The sequence below is a fragment of the Streptomyces sp. NPDC049577 genome (assembly GCF_040675635.1).
Classification (GTDB): domain Bacteria; phylum Actinomycetota; class Actinomycetes; order Streptomycetales; family Streptomycetaceae; genus Streptomyces.
This window is the reverse complement of sequence record NZ_JBFAPH010000113.1, coordinates 1-17,910: the sequence shown is the minus strand read 5'-3', so window position 1 is coordinate 17,910 and position 17,910 is coordinate 1. Positions and strand designations below refer to the sequence as shown.

The following is a 17,910-nucleotide window of genomic DNA, read 5'->3' as shown; positions in this document are numbered from 1 at the left end:
CGGCGCCGTGAATCCGGGGGCGTCGGCGTCGCGCGCCCAGGCCGGGCGGTTCGCCCTGCCCTGGCGGGCGCCGCCCTGGCCGTCGTCCTGCACCGGCACGGCAGCGGGCCGCGCCGGCTGGGCGGACCAGCCGGCGCTCTGCTGCGGAACCCTGGGCGGCCGGCCGGCGGGGCCGCCGTACGCCCCCGCCTCGCCCGGCGAGGGCGACGGCGGCAGCGGAACGCGCACGTGCCCCTCCCCGTCCGGTGTCACCGGGAGGGCCGGCGACGGGCCGTCCGCCGGGGTGTGCAGGGTGAGCGCGGATTCGCCCAGACGCAGCAGCGCGCCGGGCGGCAGCGGGGTCGGCTGCGGGGGGACGGGCGAGCCGTCGAGGGTCGTGCCGTTGGTGGAGCCGAGGTCGTGGAGGGTGACCGAGCCGTCCTCGCCGAGGACGACGGCGCAGTGGAGACGGGAGACGTCCGGGTCGTCGAGCGGGATGTCCGCCTCGGCCGAGCGGCCCACCCGGGCCTCCCCGCCGTGCAGCAGGTGGACGCCGCCGGCGTCCGGGCCGGAGACGACGTGCAGACGGGCGGTGGACCCGGGGATCCCCGCGCCCGGCAGCGGCACGCCCGCGTGCCGCTCGGGGCCGGCGGGGGCGGACAGCGACAGCACCGCCCCGTCGATCAGCGGGGGCTCGCCCAGCGCGCAGCGCTGCGGGTCGAGCCTGTCGGCCCCGGCGTAGACGACGACGGCGCCCGTGCCGAGGTCGGAGCCGGCCGCCGCGACGGCCGCGGCCAGGCCGCTGGTCACGCCGGCCAGGGCGGTGCCCGAGGGGGCGGTCACCAGGACGTCGCAGGCACACGCGGTGTGGTGGCCGCTGAGCGGCCCGAGGACGGTCAGCCGGATCTGCATCGCGTCAACGGTCCTTCCTGACCCGGCGCTCGGGCGGGGGCAGGACCTCCCCCCACCCCGCACGGGCGCATCGGCACGTACAGGTCACCACGTCGCGCGGGGCGCCCCGCACACCCCTCCGCGTCCGTGCTGCGAGCATCCTCGCACCTGCCGGGGACAACGCGCCCGGCGACCGCCAAGTCGTGATCTTGAACGATCGTCCGGGCATCCGAAAATGCCAGGCGGTGGGCGAGCGGCGGCGCTTTCGTTTCACCCCGGAGGGGCCCGCGGAGTCACGGCGGCACCCGCCGTGGCAACCATCGCGCCCCGAGCCGCGTCTTTCTCATAAGCCCCACCCGGTTCGTACCGGATTCGTCCGGCCGGGCGCCCGCAGTGCGGCACTACAGTGGGCGCAGGCCGAGTACGAGAGAGGCCACCACAGCAGTCACGACCAGGGAGCGCATGAACGTGCGGCCGGTAGGCAGCAAATACCTGCTCGAGGAGCCGCTCGGACGCGGAGCCACGGGGACGGTCTGGCGGGCCCGCCAGAGGGAGACGGCCGGGTCCGAGGCGGCCGTGGCCGGGCAGCCCGGCGAGACCGTCGCGATCAAGGTGCTGAAGGAGGAGCTGGCCAACGACGCGGACGTCGTGATGCGCTTCCTGCGCGAGCGTTCCGTCCTGCTGCGGCTGACGCACCCCAACATCGTCCGCACCCGCGACCTCGTCGTCGAGGGCGATCTGCTCGCCCTCGTCATGGACCTGATCGACGGGCCGGACCTGCACCGCTACCTGCGCGACAACGGCCCCTTCACACCCGTCGCGGCCGCCCTGCTCACCGCGCAGATCGCCGACGCGCTCGCCGCCAGCCACGCGGACGGGATCGTCCACCGCGACCTGAAGCCGGCGAACGTCCTGCTGCGCGACCAGGCCGGGCAGATGCACCCGATGCTCACCGACTTCGGCATCGCGCGCCTCGCGGACTCGCCGGGCCTCACCCGCACCCACGAGTTCGTCGGCACCCCGGCGTACGTCGCGCCCGAGTCCGCCGAGGGCCGTCCGCAGACCTCCGCCGTGGACATCTACGGGGCCGGCATCCTGCTGTACGAGCTGGTGACCGGCCGCCCGCCGTTCGCCGGCGCCACCGCGCTGGAGGTGCTGCACCGGCACCTCAGCGAGGAGCCGCGCCGCCCCACCACCGTGCCCGAGCCGCTGTGGACGGTCATCGAGCGCTGTCTGCGCAAGCGGCCCGAGGAGCGCCCCAGCGCCGAGAACCTCGCGCGCGCCCTGCGCGTCGTCGCGTCCGGCGTCGGCGTGCACGCCTCCCCGGACCAGGCCGAGGCCGCGCTCGGCGTCGGCGCCCTGCTGGGCCCCGACCCGGCCCCCGCCGTCGTCCCCGGTACGGGTACGGGTACGGGCCCGGGCCCGGCCGCCGGGGACGCCGAGCCCACGCAGGTCCTTCCGTCGAACGCCGGCGCGTACGACCCGAACGCCGCCACCAGTGTCCTGCCGAGCACCCCGCCCGGCGGCCGCGACGCCGACCCGACGCAGGTGCTCCCGCCGACCGGTGGCGCCGACCCCACCCGGGCCATGCCGCCCGTCCCCCCGGGCCCGCCGCAGGCGGACGGGGAGCACCCGTGGCAGACCCAGCTGCGCGCGGCCCGCGACCGCAACGAGCAGACGCAGGTCCAGTACCTCGACCCGAGCGAGGACCCGCTGCGCCGCCGCCCCACCCGGCGCGCGGCACCCCAGCAGCCGCAGCAGCCGCCCCAGGGGTACGGGCAGCAGGGCTACGGCCGGCAGCCGTACCCGCAGCAGTCCGAGCGCCCGCTGTACCGGCCGGAACCGCCGCAGCCGCAGCAGTACCAGCCGCAGCAGTACGCCGAGCCGCCGAGGCCGCAGCGGGCCGCGCAGCGGCCCCCGCAGCGCTACCAGACGCCCCAGCCGCCCGAGGCGTACGCGCCGCCGTCGCCGCCGCCCGAGCGGCGCCGCGAGCCGCGCCCGCCCCGGCAGCGCAGCGCGAACCCCATGCGCATCCCGGGCCTCGGCTGCCTCAAGGGCTGTCTGTTCATGATCCTCGTGCTGGTGATCGGCTCCTGGCTGGTCTGGGAGTTCACCCCGCTCAAGGACTGGGTCGCCGACGGCAAGAACTTCTGGGACGCCGCCTGGGACTGGATCACCAGCGTCAAGGACTGGATCTCCAGCCTCGGCTCGAAGAAGTAGCCCGCGGGGGCGAAGCCTGTCTATTTGTCGATATCGGTCGGGTGCCAGAGGGTGTTTTTCTGCTACAGAAAGGACGCCCGGCACCCGATCGATGGGCCTAACATCCCCTCAGCCGCGTAGCTTGGCGGCGTAGCTTGGCCGCGAGGGAGTCGGGGAAAGTCTTGGCACGGAAGATCGGCAGCCGGTACACCGCCCACACGGTCCTCGGGCGCGGCAGTGCGGGCACGGTGTGGCTCGGCGACGGCCCCGAGGGCCCGGTCGCCATCAAGCTCCTGCGCGAGGACCTCGCCTCCGACCAGGAGCTGGTCGGCCGGTTCGTGCAGGAGCGCGCGGCCCTCCTCGGGCTCGACCACCCGAACGTCGTCGGCGTCCGCGACCTCGTCGTCGACGGCGCCGACCTCGCCCTGGTCATGGACCTCGTCCGGGGCACCGACCTGCGCACCCGCCTCGACCGCGAGCGGCGGCTGGCGCCCGAGGCGGCCGTCGCCATCGTCGCGGACGTCGCGGAGGCGCTCGCCGCCGCGCACGCGGCCGGGATCATCCACCGGGACGTCAAGCCGGAGAACGTCCTGCTCGACATGCAGGGCCCGCTCGGCCCCGGCGGCGCGCACCCCGCGCTCCTCACCGACTTCGGCATCGCCCGCCTCGTCGACGCCCCGCGCCCCGCGCGCGAAGGGACGGCCGCGCGCCCCTCCTCCGCGCCGCGCAGCGTCATCGGCACCCCCGACTACCTCGCCCCCGAGATCATCGAGGGGCTGCCGCCGCGCGCCTCCGTCGACGTCTACGCGCTCGCGACCGTCCTCTACGAGCTCCTGGCCGGCTTCACGCCGTTCGGCGGCGGCCACCCGGGCGCGGTGCTGCGGCGGCATGTGACCGAGACGGTCGCGCCCCTGCCCGGCATCCCCGACGAGCTGTGGCAGCTCGTCGTCCAGTGCCTGGCCAAGGCGCCGGCCTCCCGGCTGCGCGCCTCCGAGCTGGCCGTCCGGCTGCGGGAGCTCCTTCCCGGACTGCGGGGCCAGCCGCCGCTCGACATCGACGAGCCGGACGTCTCCGACGACGAGGGCGAGGGCGGGGGCGGGGGCGGGGGTGGCACGGCGCACCAGACCGGGACCGCGCCGTCGCTCACGCCCGCCGGGGCGGCGGGGGCGCGCCGGCGGGGCGTCGTGCCGCTCGTACCGGGCGGGGTGTCCGACTCCAGCCGCGACACCCACACGAGCATGCGGGTGCCGGGACCGGAGGAGCTCGCCGGCGGCGCCCACGGCACGGCGCGCGCCCCGCGCGCGCACGGCGAGCCGCGGGCGGGGTCGGCCCGTCACCGGTCTCCTGCGGAGAAGGCCCGGCGGTTGAAGCTGGGTGCCGGAGCGGTTGCGCTTGCCGCTGTCGCCGCTGTGGGGGGCTGGCTCGCGGTCTCGGACCACGACGCCCCGGGCGACGCCAAACCGGGCCACCACGCCCCAACCCCCACCCCGCGCCGCTGATCTGTGACCAGCATCACCGGCCGGGTGCTTCCTCCCCGCGGAGAAAGAGGAAAAGACGAGGGGGCGCGGGGCCGGCCCCCGGGGAACGGGGGCGCCCTTGTGGGCCTGGTAGCCCGGCGCAGCCGTTACGCTGGGGTGCGTGGCAGTCGTTGATGTATCCGAAGAGCTGAAGTCCCTCTCGTCGACCATGGGGTCGATCGAGGCCGTCCTGGACCTCGACAAGCTGAGGGCCGACATCGCCGTGCTCGAGGAGCAGGCGGCCGCCCCGTCCCTCTGGGACAACCCGGAGGAGGCGCAGAAGATCACGAGTCAGCTGTCGCATCTCCAGGCCGAGGTCCGCAAGGCGGAGGCGCTGCGCGGCCGCATCGACGACCTCGCGGTGCTCTTCGAGCTCGCCGAGGCCGAGGACGACGCGGACGCCCTGGCCGAGGCCGAGGCGGAGCTCACCGAGGTGCGCAAGGCGCTCGACGAGATGGAGGTCCGCACCCTCCTGTCCGGCGAGTACGACGCCCGTGAGGCGCTCGTGAACATCCGCGCCGAGGCCGGTGGCGTCGACGCCGCCGACTTCGCCGAGCAGCTGCAGCGCATGTACCTGCGCTGGGCCGAGCGCCACGGCTACAAGACCGAGGTCTACGAGACCTCGTACGCCGAAGAGGCCGGCATCAAGTCGACCACCTTCGTCGTCCAGGCCCCGTACGCCTACGGCACCCTCTCCGTCGAGCAGGGCACGCACCGCCTGGTCCGGATCTCCCCGTTCGACAACCAGGGCCGCCGCCAGACGTCCTTCGCGGGCGTCGAGGTGCTGCCGGTCGTCGAGCAGAGCGACCACGTCGAGATCGACGAGTCCGAGCTGCGCATCGACGTGTACCGCGCGTCCGGCCCCGGCGGCCAGGGCGTCAACACGACCGACTCGGCGGTGCGCATCACGCACATCCCGACCGGCATCGTCGTCTCCTGCCAGAACGAGCGCTCGCAGATCCAGAACAAGGCGAGTGCCATGAACGTCCTCCAGGCGAAGCTCCTCGAGCGCCGCCGCCAGGAGGAGCAGGCGAAGATGGACGCCCTCAAGGGCGACGGCGGCAATTCCTGGGGCAACCAGATGCGCTCCTACGTCCTGCACCCGTACCAGATGGTCAAGGACCTGCGGACCGAGCACGAGGTCGGCAACCCGCAGTCCGTGCTCGACGGCGAGATCGACGGCTTCCTGGAGGCCGGTATCCGCTGGCGCAAGCAGCAGGAGAAGTAACCATCCGGATTAAGCCGTTCGAGGCCCGGAGTGCGCAGAGCACTCCGGGCCTCCGGTTTATGCGGACAAGAATTGGCTGAGCGAATTTCCGGGGCGTGTTCGTCCGATTACCCGGCGAAACCGAAGCCGCGCGCCAGGACGGCCACCGCGACGAGCGCCACCAGCAGCGCTATCAGCGCGGCGGGGGTCAGGGCGCCGAAGATGCCTTCCTGGTGCTGGAGCCGCTCACGGCTGGCCCGGCAGACCGGGCACCGGCCCTCGCTGACGGGGGCCGCGCAGTTGGCGCACACCAGTCGGTCGCATGTCATGCGATGTCCTCCTCCGGTACGTCCAACGCGCGGGAGACCGTCGCGGTTCCCCTTACCACTGTGCCAGCTTCTCCGCCGTTCGGCGCGGGCGGTCCCCGGAAGCGGGAACCCGGAGCGGGGAAAGGAACCCGATTGTCCTCGGTTTGTCCCCGACAGGGCCCGGTACCGACTGCGCGTGCACGCCTGATTCGCGTAGGGTCACGGACACCGACGGGAGCCGCGAAGCCGGCGTTCCGTGCCGCTATCCAGGTCGACGCGTGGTGCACTCGTGATCCGATTCGACAACGTCTCCAAGTCCTACCCCAAGCAGAACCGTCCGGCCCTCCGCGACGTCTCGCTCGAGATCGAGAAAGGCGAGTTCGTCTTCCTGGTCGGTTCCTCGGGGTCCGGGAAATCCACCTTCCTGCGGCTGCTGCTGCGGGAGGAGCGGGCCAGCCACGGTCAGGTCCATGTGCTCGGCAAGGACCTCGCCCGGCTCTCGAACTGGAAAGTGCCCCAGATGCGTCGCCAGTTGGGCACGGTCTTCCAGGACTTCCGGCTGCTGCCCAACAAGACCGTCGCGCAGAACGTGGCCTTCGCCCTGGAGGTCATCGGCAAGCCGCGCGGCGAGATCCGCAAGGCGGTGCCGCAGGTCCTGGAGCTGGTGGGGCTCGGCGGCAAGGAGGAGCGGATGCCCGGCGAGCTCTCCGGCGGTGAGCAGCAGCGTGTCGCGATCGCCCGGGCGTTCGTGAACCGTCCGATGCTGCTGATCGCGGACGAGCCGACGGGCAACCTCGACCCGCAGACCTCGGTCGGCATCATGAAGCTGCTGGACCGGATCAACCGGACCGGCACCACCGTGATCATGGCCACGCACGACCAGCAGATCGTCGACCAGATGCGCAAGCGCGTCATCGAACTCGAACAGGGCCGTCTCGTCCGCGACCAGTCGCGCGGCGTCTACGGCTACCAGCACTGACGCAGTACAGCAGTACAAGAGCAACGCAAGAGCCTGAAAGGACGCCATGCGCGCCCAGTTCGTCCTGTCGGAGATCGGCGTCGGTCTCCGCCGCAACCTCACGATGACCTTCGCGGTGATCGTCTCCGTCGCTCTGTCGCTCGCCCTGTTCGGCGGTACGCTCCTGATGCGGGAGCAGGTCAGCACGATGAAGGGCTACTGGTACGACAAGGTCAACGTCTCGATCTTCCTGTGCAACAAGGTCGACGCCGAGTCGGACCCGGCCTGCGCCAAGGGCGTGGCGACCGAGGAGCAGAAGAAGCAGATCAAGGCCGATCTCGAGAAGATGTCGGTGGTGCAGAGCGTCCAGTTCGAGACGGCCGACGAGGCGTACAAGCACTACAAGGAGCAGTTCGGCAAGTCCCCGCTGGCCGGCTCGCTGACCCCGGACCAGATGCAGGAGTCGTTCCGGGTCAAGCTCAAGGACCCCTCCAAGTTCGCGGTCATCACCAGCGCCTTCTCCCAGCGCCCCGGCGTCCAGGTGGTGCAGGACCAGAAGACGCTGCTGGAGAACCTCTTCAACCTCCTCAACGGCATGAACTGGGCCGCGCTGCTGCTGATGGCCCTGATGCTGGTGGTGGCGCTGCTTCTGATCGTCAACACGGTGCGCGTCTCCGCCTTCAGCCGCCGCCGGGAGACCGGGATCATGCGTCTGGTCGGCGCGTCGAACTTCTACATCCAGATGCCGTTCATCATGGAGGCCGCTTTCGCCGGGCTGCTGGGCGCGGCGCTGGCGTGCGTGCTGCTGGTCTGCGGCCAGCAGTTCCTGGTGCACGACTGGCTGGCCAAGAGCGTCGACGTCATCCAGTTCATCGGCTGGGACGCGGTGCTCACCAAGCTCCCGCTGATCCTGGCCTTCGGCGTGCTGGTGCCGGCCTTCGCCGCCTTCCTCGCCCTGCTGAGGTACCTGAAGGTGTGACGAGCGGCAAGTACGCACGCCCGTCGGACCGTGACGACCGGCAGGCGCGCGCGTACCCCGCCGTGTGACGATCGCCAAGGGCGCCGTACGGTCAACTCCCCGTACGGCGCCCTTCGGTGTCCTAGACTCACGCGCATGCCGGGCCCGACCGTGTACGCACCGACGCGCAGCGTCCGTCTGGGGGCCGCGCTGACACTGGTCTTCGTGGGCGTCCTGGCGACGGGCGCCGCGGCCGGGTCCTGGAGCGCCCAGGGCCAGGACGGCCGGAAACCGTCCTACGGCGCGCCCGCCCCGGGCGACGCGAAGCCGGCCCAAGCGCCGTCCGGTGACCGCTGGAGCGCCGTGTACACCGCCGAGGAGTACGAGGGCTTCGAGCGCGCCCTCGACGGCGCCTACGTGGGCGTCGGTCTCTCCGCGCGCCGCACCGGCGGCGGCCTGATGGAGGTGGCCGGGGTCCAGCCCGGCAGCCCGGCGGCCCGGGCGGGCCTGCTGCCGGGCGACCGGCTGCGCACCGTCGACGGCCTGGACGTCACCGGCCGCCCCGTCACCGAGGTCGTCGCCCGGCTGCGCGGCGACTGGGACGGGGATGGGGACGGGGACGCCCCGGCCTCGCCCCCGTCGAGAGCCCCGCACACCGCCGGCCACGGCCCCGCCGTCGCCGTGCCCGGTACGCCCGTCCGTCTCGGTCTGGAGCGCGGCAGCCGGAGCTGGGAGCGGACGCTGCGCCGCGAGCGGCTGGCCACCCGGAGCGTCGTGGTCGACCGGCTGCGCGACGGGGGGTCCCCGCCGGCCACCCTGGTCAAGGTCGGCGCCTTCACCAAGGGCACCGGCGCCCGCGTCCGCGAGGTGGTCCGGGCGGTCGCGCCCCGCGAGGGCGTGCTGCTGGACCTGCGCGGCAACTCCGGCGGGCTGCTGACCGAGGCCGTGGGGGCGGCCTCGGCCTTCCTCGACGGCGGGCTCGTCGCCACGTACGACGTGCACGGCCGCCCGCACGCGCTGCGGGCCGGGCGGGGCGGGGACACCCGGCGGCCGCTGGTCGTCCTCGTCGACGCCGGCACCATGAGCGCCGCCGAGCTGCTGGCGGGCGCGCTCCAGGACCGGGGGCGCGCGGTGCTGGTCGGGACGCGCACCTTCGGCAAGGGCTCGGTCCAGATGCCCAGCCGGCTGGCGGACGGCTCGGTCGCCGAGCTCACCGTCGGCCACTACCGCACCCCGGCGGGCCGTGCCGTCGACGGCGTCGGCATCACACCCGACCTGGTGGTTCGCGGGGACGCGGAGCCGCGGGGCCGCGAAGTATTGGGTGGCCTCGGAGCGGGGTCGTAGTGCGAGAATGGCTAGCGCTATGGCACTGCGTTTTCCCGGGGGACACCCCCCGGACCCCCGGCCGGGAAGGCCAAGCGTGCCTCTCGGACCGGACCTGGCGAGGAGATCGTGGCTAAAGAGACGGGTCGCAAGCTGATCGCGCAGAACAAGAAGGCGCGGCACGACTACCACCTGCTGACCACCTACGAGTGCGGCCTGGTGCTCACCGGCACCGAGGTCAAGTCGCTGCGGCAGGGGCGCGCCTCGCTGGTCGACGGCTTCGTCCAGATCGACGGCGGCGAGGCGTGGCTGCACAACGTGCACGTGCCCGAGTACAGCCAGGGGACGTGGACGAACCACAGCGCGCGGCGCAAGCGCAAGCTGCTGATGCACCGCGCCGAGATCGACAAGCTCGCGTCGAAGGCGCAGGACAGCGGTCACACGATCGTGCCGTTGTCGCTGTACTTCAAGGACGGCCGGGCCAAGGTCGAGATCGCCCTGGCGAAGGGCAAGAAGGAGTACGACAAGCGGCAGACGCTGCGCGAGAAGCAGGACGTGCGCGAGTCGAACCGCGCGATCGCCGCGGCGCGCCGCCGGCAGCGTGCCCGGGGCTAGCCGCCCGCCGGGAATACGCTGGCACCGTCGTGCGTTGGTCACGTACGATGGGCGACACGCACACCGGCCGATGGCAGGTGCGCACCTTGATAACACCACATGGGGATGATCGGTTTCGACAGCGGATGTCGAAGCAGGGGAAGCGAGCCGAGGAAGCGGCAATGATCTCGTAAACCATATGTCGCAACCAATAATCGCCAACACCAAGCGCGATTCCTTCGCCCTCGCTGCCTAAGTAGCGACTCGCGAAGTGTCAGCCCGGGGCTGTTCCCGACCCGGATCCTGGCATCAGCTAGGGAACTAAACCACTGGGCCCGGCCACGGGGCCCGGTGGGAAATCAAACAGTGGCTGAGCCCGTCGGAGACTTGTTCGCGTGATCTCCGGGGCCGAGAAAATCGCAGCGAACTGCGCTCGGAGAAGCCCTGGTTCCGCACCGTTGGACGCGGGTTCGATTCCCGCCATCTCCACTCCCCATAGCAAAACGCCTCTGACCTGCGGAAACGCTGATCAGGGGCGTTTTGCGTACCCGCCGCAGGAACCCGGGGGCCCGGTGCGCCCTCTTTCTGAATGACACGAGGGGGTGGCCCGGTGAACTGGACGCGTACGGCGGGGTCCGTGCTGGGTGCGGGGGTGCTCTGGCTGGCCTGCGGGGCGGTCGCGCAGCCGGCCGCGGCCGAGGGGCCGGGCACGGTGCATGTGCTGCTCAACGGCGCCTATGACAACCGTCCCGGTGAGCTGGTCGACATAGACGTGCAGGGCGTGCGCTCCCACGGCGAGGTCACCGTCACCTCGCCCGTCTTCCCGCACCGCGTGCGGCTCGCCCCGTACCACGTCGCGGACGGCCGGGGCCATCACGCGCGGCCCGCCATCGCCATGACCGTGGGGCCCGGCACGTACCCGCTGCGCGTGCACGTGGGCGGCAAGGTCGTCGCCGAGGACCGGGTCGAGGTCAAGGAGGCCGGCAAGCCGGTCTTCGAGGCGGGCACGGCCGGTGACGTGCTGCGGCCCGGCGAGCGGTTCCCGGTCTCCTACGACGACCTGGTGCCCGGCGCGACGGGCGACGCCTTCACCGTCACCTCGCCCGTCTTCCGGGGCCCGGTGCGGCTCGTCCACGACCCCCGGGGCGGGTACTGGAACAACCCGCGCATGTTCACCGCGCTGGTCGCCGTGCCGCACGACGCCAAGGACGGCACCTACAAGGTGCGGCTCACCGGTCCGCACGGGGAGATCGACGAGAAGGCGCTGGAGGTCCGGGCGGCCCGGCCCGGGGACAGCGACTACCTCGGCCGGGCCCGCGGCCCCGCCTTCTTCGCCCCCTCGGGCAGTCCCCAGGTGGCCCGCAAGAGCGGTCACAAGGTCGTGGCCGGCGGGACCGTCAACGTCCTCTGGCGCGACGGTTCGCCCGATCCGGGCGAGGACGAGCGGCTGACCGCGATCTCTCCCGCGTTCGAGCGGCCGGTGCCGCTCAAGCGTGACGAGAGCAAGGCCGGGGACGGCGACGACCCCCGCTACTACGGCCCCGCCCGCGTCCGCGAGGGCCTGGACGCCGGCCGCTACCCCGTCACCGTCGTCAGCCACCACGGCCGGGTCAAGCGCACCGGCCATCTGCTCGTGGAGGCCGCCGCGCAGGCGTCCGGGGGCGGCCCCGACCGCACCCTGCTGATCGGCGGTGTCTCCGCGGGCGCGGTCGCCGGCACGGCCCTGGGCGTCGTCCTCGTCCTGCGGCGGAACCGCGCCCGGACAGCCGGACAGGCGCCGGCCGGGGTGTCGCAGCCGGAGTGAGGGCGCGCCGGGCACCCCCGGGGAAACCGGCCGAAGGGCGGCCACGGCGACCGGGTGGCCGCCGCGCGCGCCCGTGCTGTTGACTGCGCCGCATGCCGTACGACATAGAGCCGCGCCTGCTGCGGGCGTTCGTCGCCGTCGCCGAGGAGCTGCACTTCACGCGTGCCGCGGCGCGGCTGTACGTGGCCCAGCAGGCGCTCAGCCGCGACATCGGGCGCGCGGAACGGCTGCTGGGCACCCGGCTGTTCCTCCGCACGACCCGGCACGTCGCCCTCACCGCCGACGGGGAGCGGCTGCTGCCGCACGCCCGGCGGATCCTCGCGGCGTACGAGCGGCTGGCCGCCGCCTGCGCGGGGGAGCCGGACCGGCCGCTCACCGTCGACGTCGGCGGCACCATGACCACCGGCCACCTCGTCCTCGCCCGGGCGCGCGCGGCGGCGCCGGAGCTGGAACTGGTCAGCCGGCACGGCAGCGGTCTGACCGGCGCGGCCACCGCCGTCGCCGGCGGCCGCCTCGACGTCGCCTTCGGCCGGGTGGCCGGCCTGCCCGCCGCCCTGCGGACCGGCCTCGGCCACCTGCCCGTGCGCCTGGAGCGCATGGCCGTCCTGCTGCACGAGGACCACCCCCTGGCGGCTCGCGCGAGCGTGCCGCTGGACGCCCTGCGCGGCGAGACCCTCTACGCGGCCGCGGGCAACCCCGCCACGGCCGAGTGGACCGATCTCGCCGAGCGCCTCTTCGCCGGCCGCGGTATCGCGCTCGCGGAGCCCTTCCCGGAGATCGAGGGCAAGGAGGAGTTCGTCCGCGTCGTCCGCCGGCGCGGCTGGTCCGTCCTCGCGAGCGAGCAGTTCATCGAGGTCCCGGGCATGGTCCTGCGCCCGATCGCCGAGCCGGTCCCGCTCTCCCCCGTCTCCCTGGTCTGGCGCGCCGGCCTGCGCCACCCGGGCCTGGACGCCCTGCGCCGCGCCGCGCGCGAACTGAGCACCGCCCGCGCCTGGCTGGCCCTCCCGTCCACCCCCTGGTGGCTCCCGGCGGCGGACGCCGAGGCGATGGGGATCCCGGGTTCCTGAAGCCCCGGACAGCGCCCGCGCGGCGCGGGGCTGGCGGCCGGGTGGGGTGGGAGCGCACTCTGGGACGGCGGGGCGGACAGGACCCAGACGGAAAAGGTGACACGCGCATGGCGGCGTCGGCGGCCTCCTACGAGCTGCGGTTCGACTCGGGGCGGCTCTGTCTCGATCTGGTGGCCACGGTGGGCGGACGGCTCAGCGAGGCGCCGGTGGAGCGGCTGGACACGCCCGAGCGGCTGAAGGTCTGGCTGCTCGGTGCGGGGATCGTCCCCTCGGGCACCGTCCTGGACGTCGTGGACGGGCTCTGGCTGACCCGCTTCCACGCGGCGCGCGACCTGCTGCACCGGGTGGTCCACGCGGAGCTCGACGGCCGGGCCGCCGAGCCCGACCTGGAGCGCGTCAACGCCCTGGCCGCCGCCGCGCCGCCCGCGCTGCGCGCCGTGCGGGGCGCCGACGGCGGCCTGGTGCGGGTGCTCGCGGGCGCCCCGGACTGCCGCGAGCTGGTGGGGCAGGTCGCCCGGGACGCGGTGGAACTGCTGACCGACCCGGCGGCGCGTGGACAGCTGCGCCGCTGCGAGGGGGAGACCTGCTCGCTCGTCTACCTCGACACCTCGCGCGGCCGCCGGCGCCGCTGGTGCTCCAGCGAGGTGTGCGGCAACCGCGAGCGCGTCGCCCGGCACCGGCGGCGCGCGGTGAACGGCAAGGCGGCCTCCCGGTAGCTCCCCGGAATTCCTCCGGCGCGCGGTGAGCACGACGGGTGCGCCGGCCGTATCCCCGGGTGAAGGCATCCGGCCGGGACACCGGCCCGGGCACTCGACCCAGGGGGAACGCTTGCGCAAGGATGCCGTCGTGGCTGACAGGACGAGTCCTGACGAAGAGCTCATGCGTGCGCTCTACGAAGAGCACGCCGGACCGCTCCTCGCCTTCGTCTCCCGCCTGGTGGCAGGCGACCGCCAGCGCGCGGAGGACGTCGTCCAGGAGACGCTGCTGCGTGCCTGGCGCAACGCCGACCGGCTGCGCGACGCCCCCGGCTCCGTACGCCCGTGGCTGGTGACCGTCGCCCGGCGCATCGTCATCGACGGCCACCGCAGCCGGCAGGCGCGGCCCCGGGAGGTCGACCCCGGGCCGCTGGAGCTGATGCCGGCCGCGGACGAGATCGACCGGGCACTGCGCCTGATGACCATCTCCGACGCGCTGGGCGATCTGTCCGAGGCCCACCGGGAGGCGTTGATCGAGACCTATTTCAAGGGACGTACGGTGAGCGAGGCGGCCGAGGTGCTGGGAGTACCGCCGGGGACGGTGCGGTCGCGGGTGTTCTACGCCCTGCGCGCCCTGAAGCTCTCGCTCGAGGAACGAGGAGTGACGGCATGACCGAGCCGGCACGTCACACCGACGTGGGCGCCTACGCGCTCGGCGTCCTCGACGCGGCGGACGCCGCGCGCTTCGAGGAGCACCTGGCGGAGTGCCCGCGGTGCGCGGCCGAGCTGGACGACCTGCTCGGGCTGACCCCGCTCCTCGCCGACCTCAAGGCGGCGTCCCCCGAGTCCGGGCCGATCCCGCCCGAGCCCCGGCCGGAGGCCCTCGGCGGCGCGCTGCGGGAGGTCGCCGCCGTCCGCCGGACGCAGCGCACGCGCCGCCTGCTGATGCTCGCGGCCGCCGTCGCCCTGATCATCGCCGGACCCCTGGTGGGCGCGGCCGTGACCGCGGAGAACGCCCCGACCCACAGCGGCGCGAGCGCGGCCAAGGAGATGTACGAGGAGGGCGAGAAGTACGGCGCCGTCGACCCGGTCACCAAGGTCGACGCCACGGTCTCGCTGGAGGACAAGCCCTGGGGCACCCACGTCGCCCTCCGGCTCGGCAACGTCAAGGGCCCGCTGACCTGCGACCTCGTCGCCATCGGCAGGAACGGCACCGAGCAGACCGTGACCACCTGGGCCGTCCCCGCCTCCGGCTACGGCATCGACAAGGGCGACAAGGGCGACAAGGGGGACAAGGGGGGTGCCCCCGGCTCTTGGGGCAAGGAGCCGCTCTACACCCACGGCGGCACCGCCTTCAACCGCCACGACATCGTCCGCTTCGAGGTCCGCACCCTCGACGGGCACCACCTCGCGACCGTCACGATCTGAGCACCGCCCCGGCGCGGCGGGTGCCCGAAATGTGACCTCGGGTGTGACCCGAGTCCTAACCCTTCGAGTGATCCTTCATGGTAAACCCCTCATGTCCGACAGGTGCGCCAGGCACCGGGGTTCGCGTACGGTTGACGGCTGCCCTACGCAGATTCAGAAGGGGGCCTGGGTGGCCGCGCAGAACGCCACGCACGTACAGGTGGCGACAGGGACGCCGATGGAGCCCGAAGGGGTTCGCGACCGCGAGATCGGCGCTGAGCAGCGCCATCTCGACCGGGTGTACCGGCGTCTCGAAGAGAAGATCCACGAGGCGGAGTTCCTCATGGACGACGCCGCCAAGCGCGGCCAGGTCGGCACGCCCGGAGCGCTCGCCGAGCGGGACGCCCAGGTGTTCCGCGCGGGCATGCACCTGAGCCGGCTGAACAACGAGTTCGAGGACTTCCTCTTCGGCCGCATCGACCTGCTGCGCGGCAAGGACGGAAAGAAGGGCCCCGACGGGGCGTACACCTCGGTCGAGCCGGCCGACGACGCCGTGACCGGTGAGCGCGCCGAGATCGCCGAGACCCTGCACATCGGCCGCATCGGCGTGCTCGACGCCGACTACTCCCCGCTGGTCATCGACTGGCGGGCGCCGGCCGCCGCCCCCTTCTACCGGGCCACCCCGGTCGCGCCCGGCCGGGTCGTGCGCCGCCGCGTCATCCGCTCCAAGGGCCGCCGCGTCCTCGGCGTCGAGGACGACCTGCTGCGCCCCGAGCTGACCACCACCCTCGACGGCACGGCGCTGCCGGTCGTCGGCGACGGCGCGCTGATGGCCGCGCTCGGCCAGGCCCGCAGCCACACCATGCGGGACATCGTCTCCTCCATCCAGGCCGAGCAGGACGTCGTCATCCGCGCCCCCGCCGCGTCGGTCACCGAGGTCGAGGGCGGGCCGGGCACCGGCAAGACCGCCGTCGCCCTGCACCGCGCCGCCTACCTCCTCTACCAGGACCGCAGGCGCTACGCGGGCGGCATCCTCGTCGTCTCGCCCACCCCGCTGCTCGTCGCCTACACCGAGGGTGTGCTGCCCTCGCTGGGCGAGGAGGGCCAGGTCGCGATCCGTGCCCTGGGCTCCCTCGTCGACGACGCCGAGGCCGACATCTACGACGAGCCGGCCGTCGCCCGCATCAAGGGCTCCTCCCGCATGCTCAAGGTCCTGCGCAAGGCCGTGCGGGGCGCGCTGGAGACGCCGGACGCGCCCGAGCGGCTGCGCGTCGTCGCCTTCGGCGCGCGGATCGAACTGGACGCCGGTGAGCTCACGCGCATCCGCCAGGCCGCCCTCGGCGGTACCGCGCCGATCAACCTGCTGCGCCCGCGCGCCCGCCGCTTGCTGCTGGACGCCCTGTGGTCCCGGGCGGGCGGCCCCCGCCGCTACACCGACCCCGAGCTCGCCGCGGAGGCCCGCGCCGCGTTCGACGAGGACATCACCACCGAGGACGACTTCCTGGCCTTCCTCGACGCCTGGTGGCCCGAGCTCACCCCGCGCCGGGTGCTCGCCTGCCTGGCCGACGAGAAGCGGCTGGGCCGCTGGGCGCGCCGCGAGCTGATCCCCCGCGAGGTGCGGCTGCTGGCCCGTTCCCTGCGCCGTCTGGACGAGCACGGCCGCGGCCCGCTGTCCGTGCACGACGTCGCGCTGCTGGACGAGCTGGAGACGCTGCTCGGCGTCCCGCACCGGCCGAAGCAGCCGCGCGAGGCCCACCCGCTCGACCAGCTCACCGGGCTGGAGGAGCTGATGCCCCAGCGCTCCGAGTCGCGCCGCGAGCGCGCCGAGCGGCTGGCCCAGGAGCGGCGGGACTACGCGCACGTCATCGTCGACGAGGCGCAGGACCTCACGCCCATGCAGTGGCGCATGGTCGGCCGTCGCGGCCGGCACGCGACCTGGACGGTCGTCGGCGACCAGGCACAGTCCTCCTGGTCCGACCCGGACGAGGCCGCGGCCGCCCGTGACGAGGCGCTGGGCACCCGCCCGCGCCGCCGCTTCCGCCTCACGGTCAACTACCGCAACCCCGCCGAGATCGCCGAGCTGGCGGCGAGGGTCCTGGCCCTGGCCATGCCGGGCATGGAGGCCCCGTCCGCCGTCCGCTCCACCGGCGTCGTGCCCCGCTTCGCCGTCGCCGACGGCGACCTGGGCGCCGCGGTCCGCCGCGAGGCGGAGCGGCTGCTCGCGGACGTCGACGGCACGATCGGCGTCGTCGTCCCGATGGCCCGCCGCGCCCAGGCGCGCGACTGGCTGGCCGGGCTGGGCGACCGGGTGATCGCCCTGGGCAGCCTGGAGGCGAAGGGCCTGGAGTACGACGCGACGGTCGTCGTCTCGCCCGCGGAGATCGCGGACGAGTCCCCGGCGGGACTGCGCGTGCTCTACGTGGCCCTGACACGCGCCACGCAGCGCCTGACGGTGCTCTCGGGCGAACGCGACGACCCGGACACAGCAGGCGTCCCGGACCTCCTCCGGGACTGAGGGGACGCGCCCGGGGGAGCGCCCCGAAGGGGTGCGGGGCGGTGTCGATCTGACGTTCTCGGGAGGAAGAGGGCCCACCGGAATTACTTTCGGAGCGCCCTTTGTTAGCCTGTATACGGCACCGGCTCGATCCAAGCCCCCGGGCCCAACCTTCGTCGCTTCGAGCGACCACTTGCCGCGAGGCGAGCATGGCGGGTCGGTGTCGCAGACGTTCCCCACGGGCGTCTCTCTCCCCACAGGGAGCAGAGGCGCCCGTCGGCGTTTGCGGGGCCGCCCGGAACTCTCCGGTTACCACGTACTCGCCGGTAGGTGGGACGATCGATGGCCGCGCACCCGAGCGCGGCGGAACGAAACAGGGAAAGCAGGGGAAAGCGGCCATGGCAACGGCGCCTAGCGTCTCGTACTCGATGACGGTCCGGCTGGAGGTTCCGGCCGGTGGGACCGCGGTCAGCCAGCTGACCACGGCCGTGGAGTCCTCGGGTGGGTCG

At 73.6% G+C, this 17,910-nt stretch carries 15 protein-coding genes and 1 other RNA gene; 14 read left to right on the top strand and 2 right to left on the bottom strand.

What is annotated here, in order from left to right:
* Positions 1-891, bottom strand: an 891-nt coding sequence (locus tag AB0K09_RS15140; RefSeq protein WP_366065802.1) for an FHA domain-containing protein, incomplete at its 3' end; no start/stop codon positions are given.
* Between the two features lie 447 nt (positions 892-1,338).
* Here AB0K09_RS15140 and AB0K09_RS15135 point away from each other — a divergent pair.
* The 3 genes from AB0K09_RS15135 to prfB all read left to right on the top strand — a co-directional run bounded on the left by AB0K09_RS15135 (position 1,339) and on the right by prfB (position 5,814).
* Positions 1,339-3,090, top strand: coding sequence for a serine/threonine-protein kinase (locus AB0K09_RS15135; protein ID WP_366065804.1), 1,752 nt, complete (start codon positions 1,339-1,341; stop codon positions 3,088-3,090).
* A gap of 161 nt (positions 3,091-3,251) precedes the next feature.
* A complete protein-coding gene (locus AB0K09_RS15130) occupies positions 3,252-4,568 on the top strand; it encodes a serine/threonine-protein kinase (protein WP_366065801.1) in 1,317 nt (438 codons plus the stop codon).
* A gap of 139 nt (positions 4,569-4,707) precedes the next feature.
* Positions 4,708-5,814, top strand: a complete 1,107-nt coding sequence (gene prfB / locus AB0K09_RS15125) for a peptide chain release factor 2 (RefSeq protein WP_366065800.1) — start codon at positions 4,708-4,710, stop codon at positions 5,812-5,814.
* Between the two features lie 107 nt (positions 5,815-5,921).
* Here the strand turns inward: prfB and AB0K09_RS15120 are convergent, their stop codons facing one another.
* On the bottom strand, positions 5,922-6,122 hold the full coding sequence (locus AB0K09_RS15120) for a hypothetical protein (RefSeq protein ID WP_366065799.1): 201 nt from the start codon (positions 6,120-6,122) through the stop codon (positions 5,922-5,924).
* A 268-nt stretch (positions 6,123-6,390) separates the two neighbouring features.
* On the opposite strand from AB0K09_RS15120, the gene ftsE reads away from it, so the two are divergent.
* The 11 genes from ftsE (at position 6,391) to AB0K09_RS15065 (ending at position 17,422) form a co-directional block, all read left to right on the top strand.
* Entirely contained in the window at positions 6,391-7,080 is a 690-nt protein-coding gene (gene ftsE / locus AB0K09_RS15115; RefSeq protein WP_071961958.1) for a cell division ATP-binding protein FtsE, read from the top strand.
* Between the two features lie 46 nt (positions 7,081-7,126).
* Positions 7,127-8,038, top strand: coding sequence for a permease-like cell division protein FtsX (gene ftsX / locus AB0K09_RS15110; protein WP_366065798.1), 912 nt, complete (start codon positions 7,127-7,129; stop codon positions 8,036-8,038).
* Positions 8,039-8,173: 135 nt separating this feature from the next.
* Positions 8,174-9,361, top strand: coding sequence for a S41 family peptidase (locus AB0K09_RS15105; RefSeq protein WP_366065797.1), 1,188 nt, complete (start codon positions 8,174-8,176; stop codon positions 9,359-9,361).
* Positions 9,362-9,469: 108 nt separating this feature from the next.
* The gene (gene smpB / locus AB0K09_RS15100) at positions 9,470-9,955 is read left to right on the top strand and encodes an SsrA-binding protein SmpB (protein WP_366065796.1); all 486 of its coding nucleotides are present in this window, start codon (positions 9,470-9,472) and stop codon (positions 9,953-9,955) included.
* Positions 9,956-10,056: 101 nt separating this feature from the next.
* Positions 10,057-10,426: a transfer-messenger RNA gene (gene ssrA / locus AB0K09_RS15095) on the top strand.
* A 118-nt stretch (positions 10,427-10,544) separates the two neighbouring features.
* Positions 10,545-11,738: a hypothetical protein gene (locus tag AB0K09_RS15090; protein ID WP_366065795.1), complete on the top strand. Its 1,194-nt coding sequence runs from the start codon at positions 10,545-10,547 to the stop codon at positions 11,736-11,738.
* Between the two features lie 92 nt (positions 11,739-11,830).
* Positions 11,831-12,805, top strand: a complete 975-nt coding sequence (locus AB0K09_RS15085) for a LysR family transcriptional regulator (protein WP_366065794.1) — start codon at positions 11,831-11,833, stop codon at positions 12,803-12,805.
* Positions 12,806-12,912: 107 nt separating this feature from the next.
* The gene (locus AB0K09_RS15080) at positions 12,913-13,521 is read left to right on the top strand and encodes an ABATE domain-containing protein (protein WP_366065793.1); all 609 of its coding nucleotides are present in this window, start codon (positions 12,913-12,915) and stop codon (positions 13,519-13,521) included.
* A 130-nt stretch (positions 13,522-13,651) separates the two neighbouring features.
* Complete coding sequence (locus tag AB0K09_RS15075) at positions 13,652-14,173, top strand: sigma-70 family RNA polymerase sigma factor (RefSeq protein WP_366065792.1); 522 nt, start codon at positions 13,652-13,654, stop codon at positions 14,171-14,173.
* A complete protein-coding gene (locus tag AB0K09_RS15070; RefSeq protein WP_366065791.1) occupies positions 14,170-14,928 on the top strand; it encodes a zf-HC2 domain-containing protein in 759 nt (252 codons plus the stop codon). The genes AB0K09_RS15075 and AB0K09_RS15070 overlap by 4 nt, the downstream gene beginning before the upstream one ends.
* Positions 14,929-15,145: 217 nt before the next feature.
* A complete protein-coding gene (locus AB0K09_RS15065; RefSeq protein WP_366065803.1) occupies positions 15,146-17,422 on the top strand; it encodes a UvrD-helicase domain-containing protein in 2,277 nt (758 codons plus the stop codon).
* Positions 17,423-17,910: the final 488 nt, after the last annotated feature.

Coding starts and splice junctions, on each gene's coding strand:
- AB0K09_RS15085 (WP_366065794.1), top strand. CDS start 11,831: ATGCCGTACGACATAGAGCCGCGCCTGCTGCGGGCGTTCGTCGCCGTC.
- AB0K09_RS15105 (WP_366065797.1), top strand. CDS start 8,174: ATGCCGGGCCCGACCGTGTACGCACCGACGCGCAGCGTCCGTCTGGGG.
- AB0K09_RS15120 (WP_366065799.1), bottom strand. CDS start 6,122: ATGACATGCGACCGACTGGTGTGCGCCAACTGCGCGGCCCCCGTCAGC.
- AB0K09_RS15065 (WP_366065803.1), top strand. CDS start 15,146: ATGGAGCCCGAAGGGGTTCGCGACCGCGAGATCGGCGCTGAGCAGCGC.
- AB0K09_RS15070 (WP_366065791.1), top strand. CDS start 14,170: ATGACCGAGCCGGCACGTCACACCGACGTGGGCGCCTACGCGCTCGGC.
- ftsX (WP_366065798.1), top strand. CDS start 7,127: ATGCGCGCCCAGTTCGTCCTGTCGGAGATCGGCGTCGGTCTCCGCCGC.
- AB0K09_RS15080 (WP_366065793.1), top strand. CDS start 12,913: ATGGCGGCGTCGGCGGCCTCCTACGAGCTGCGGTTCGACTCGGGGCGG.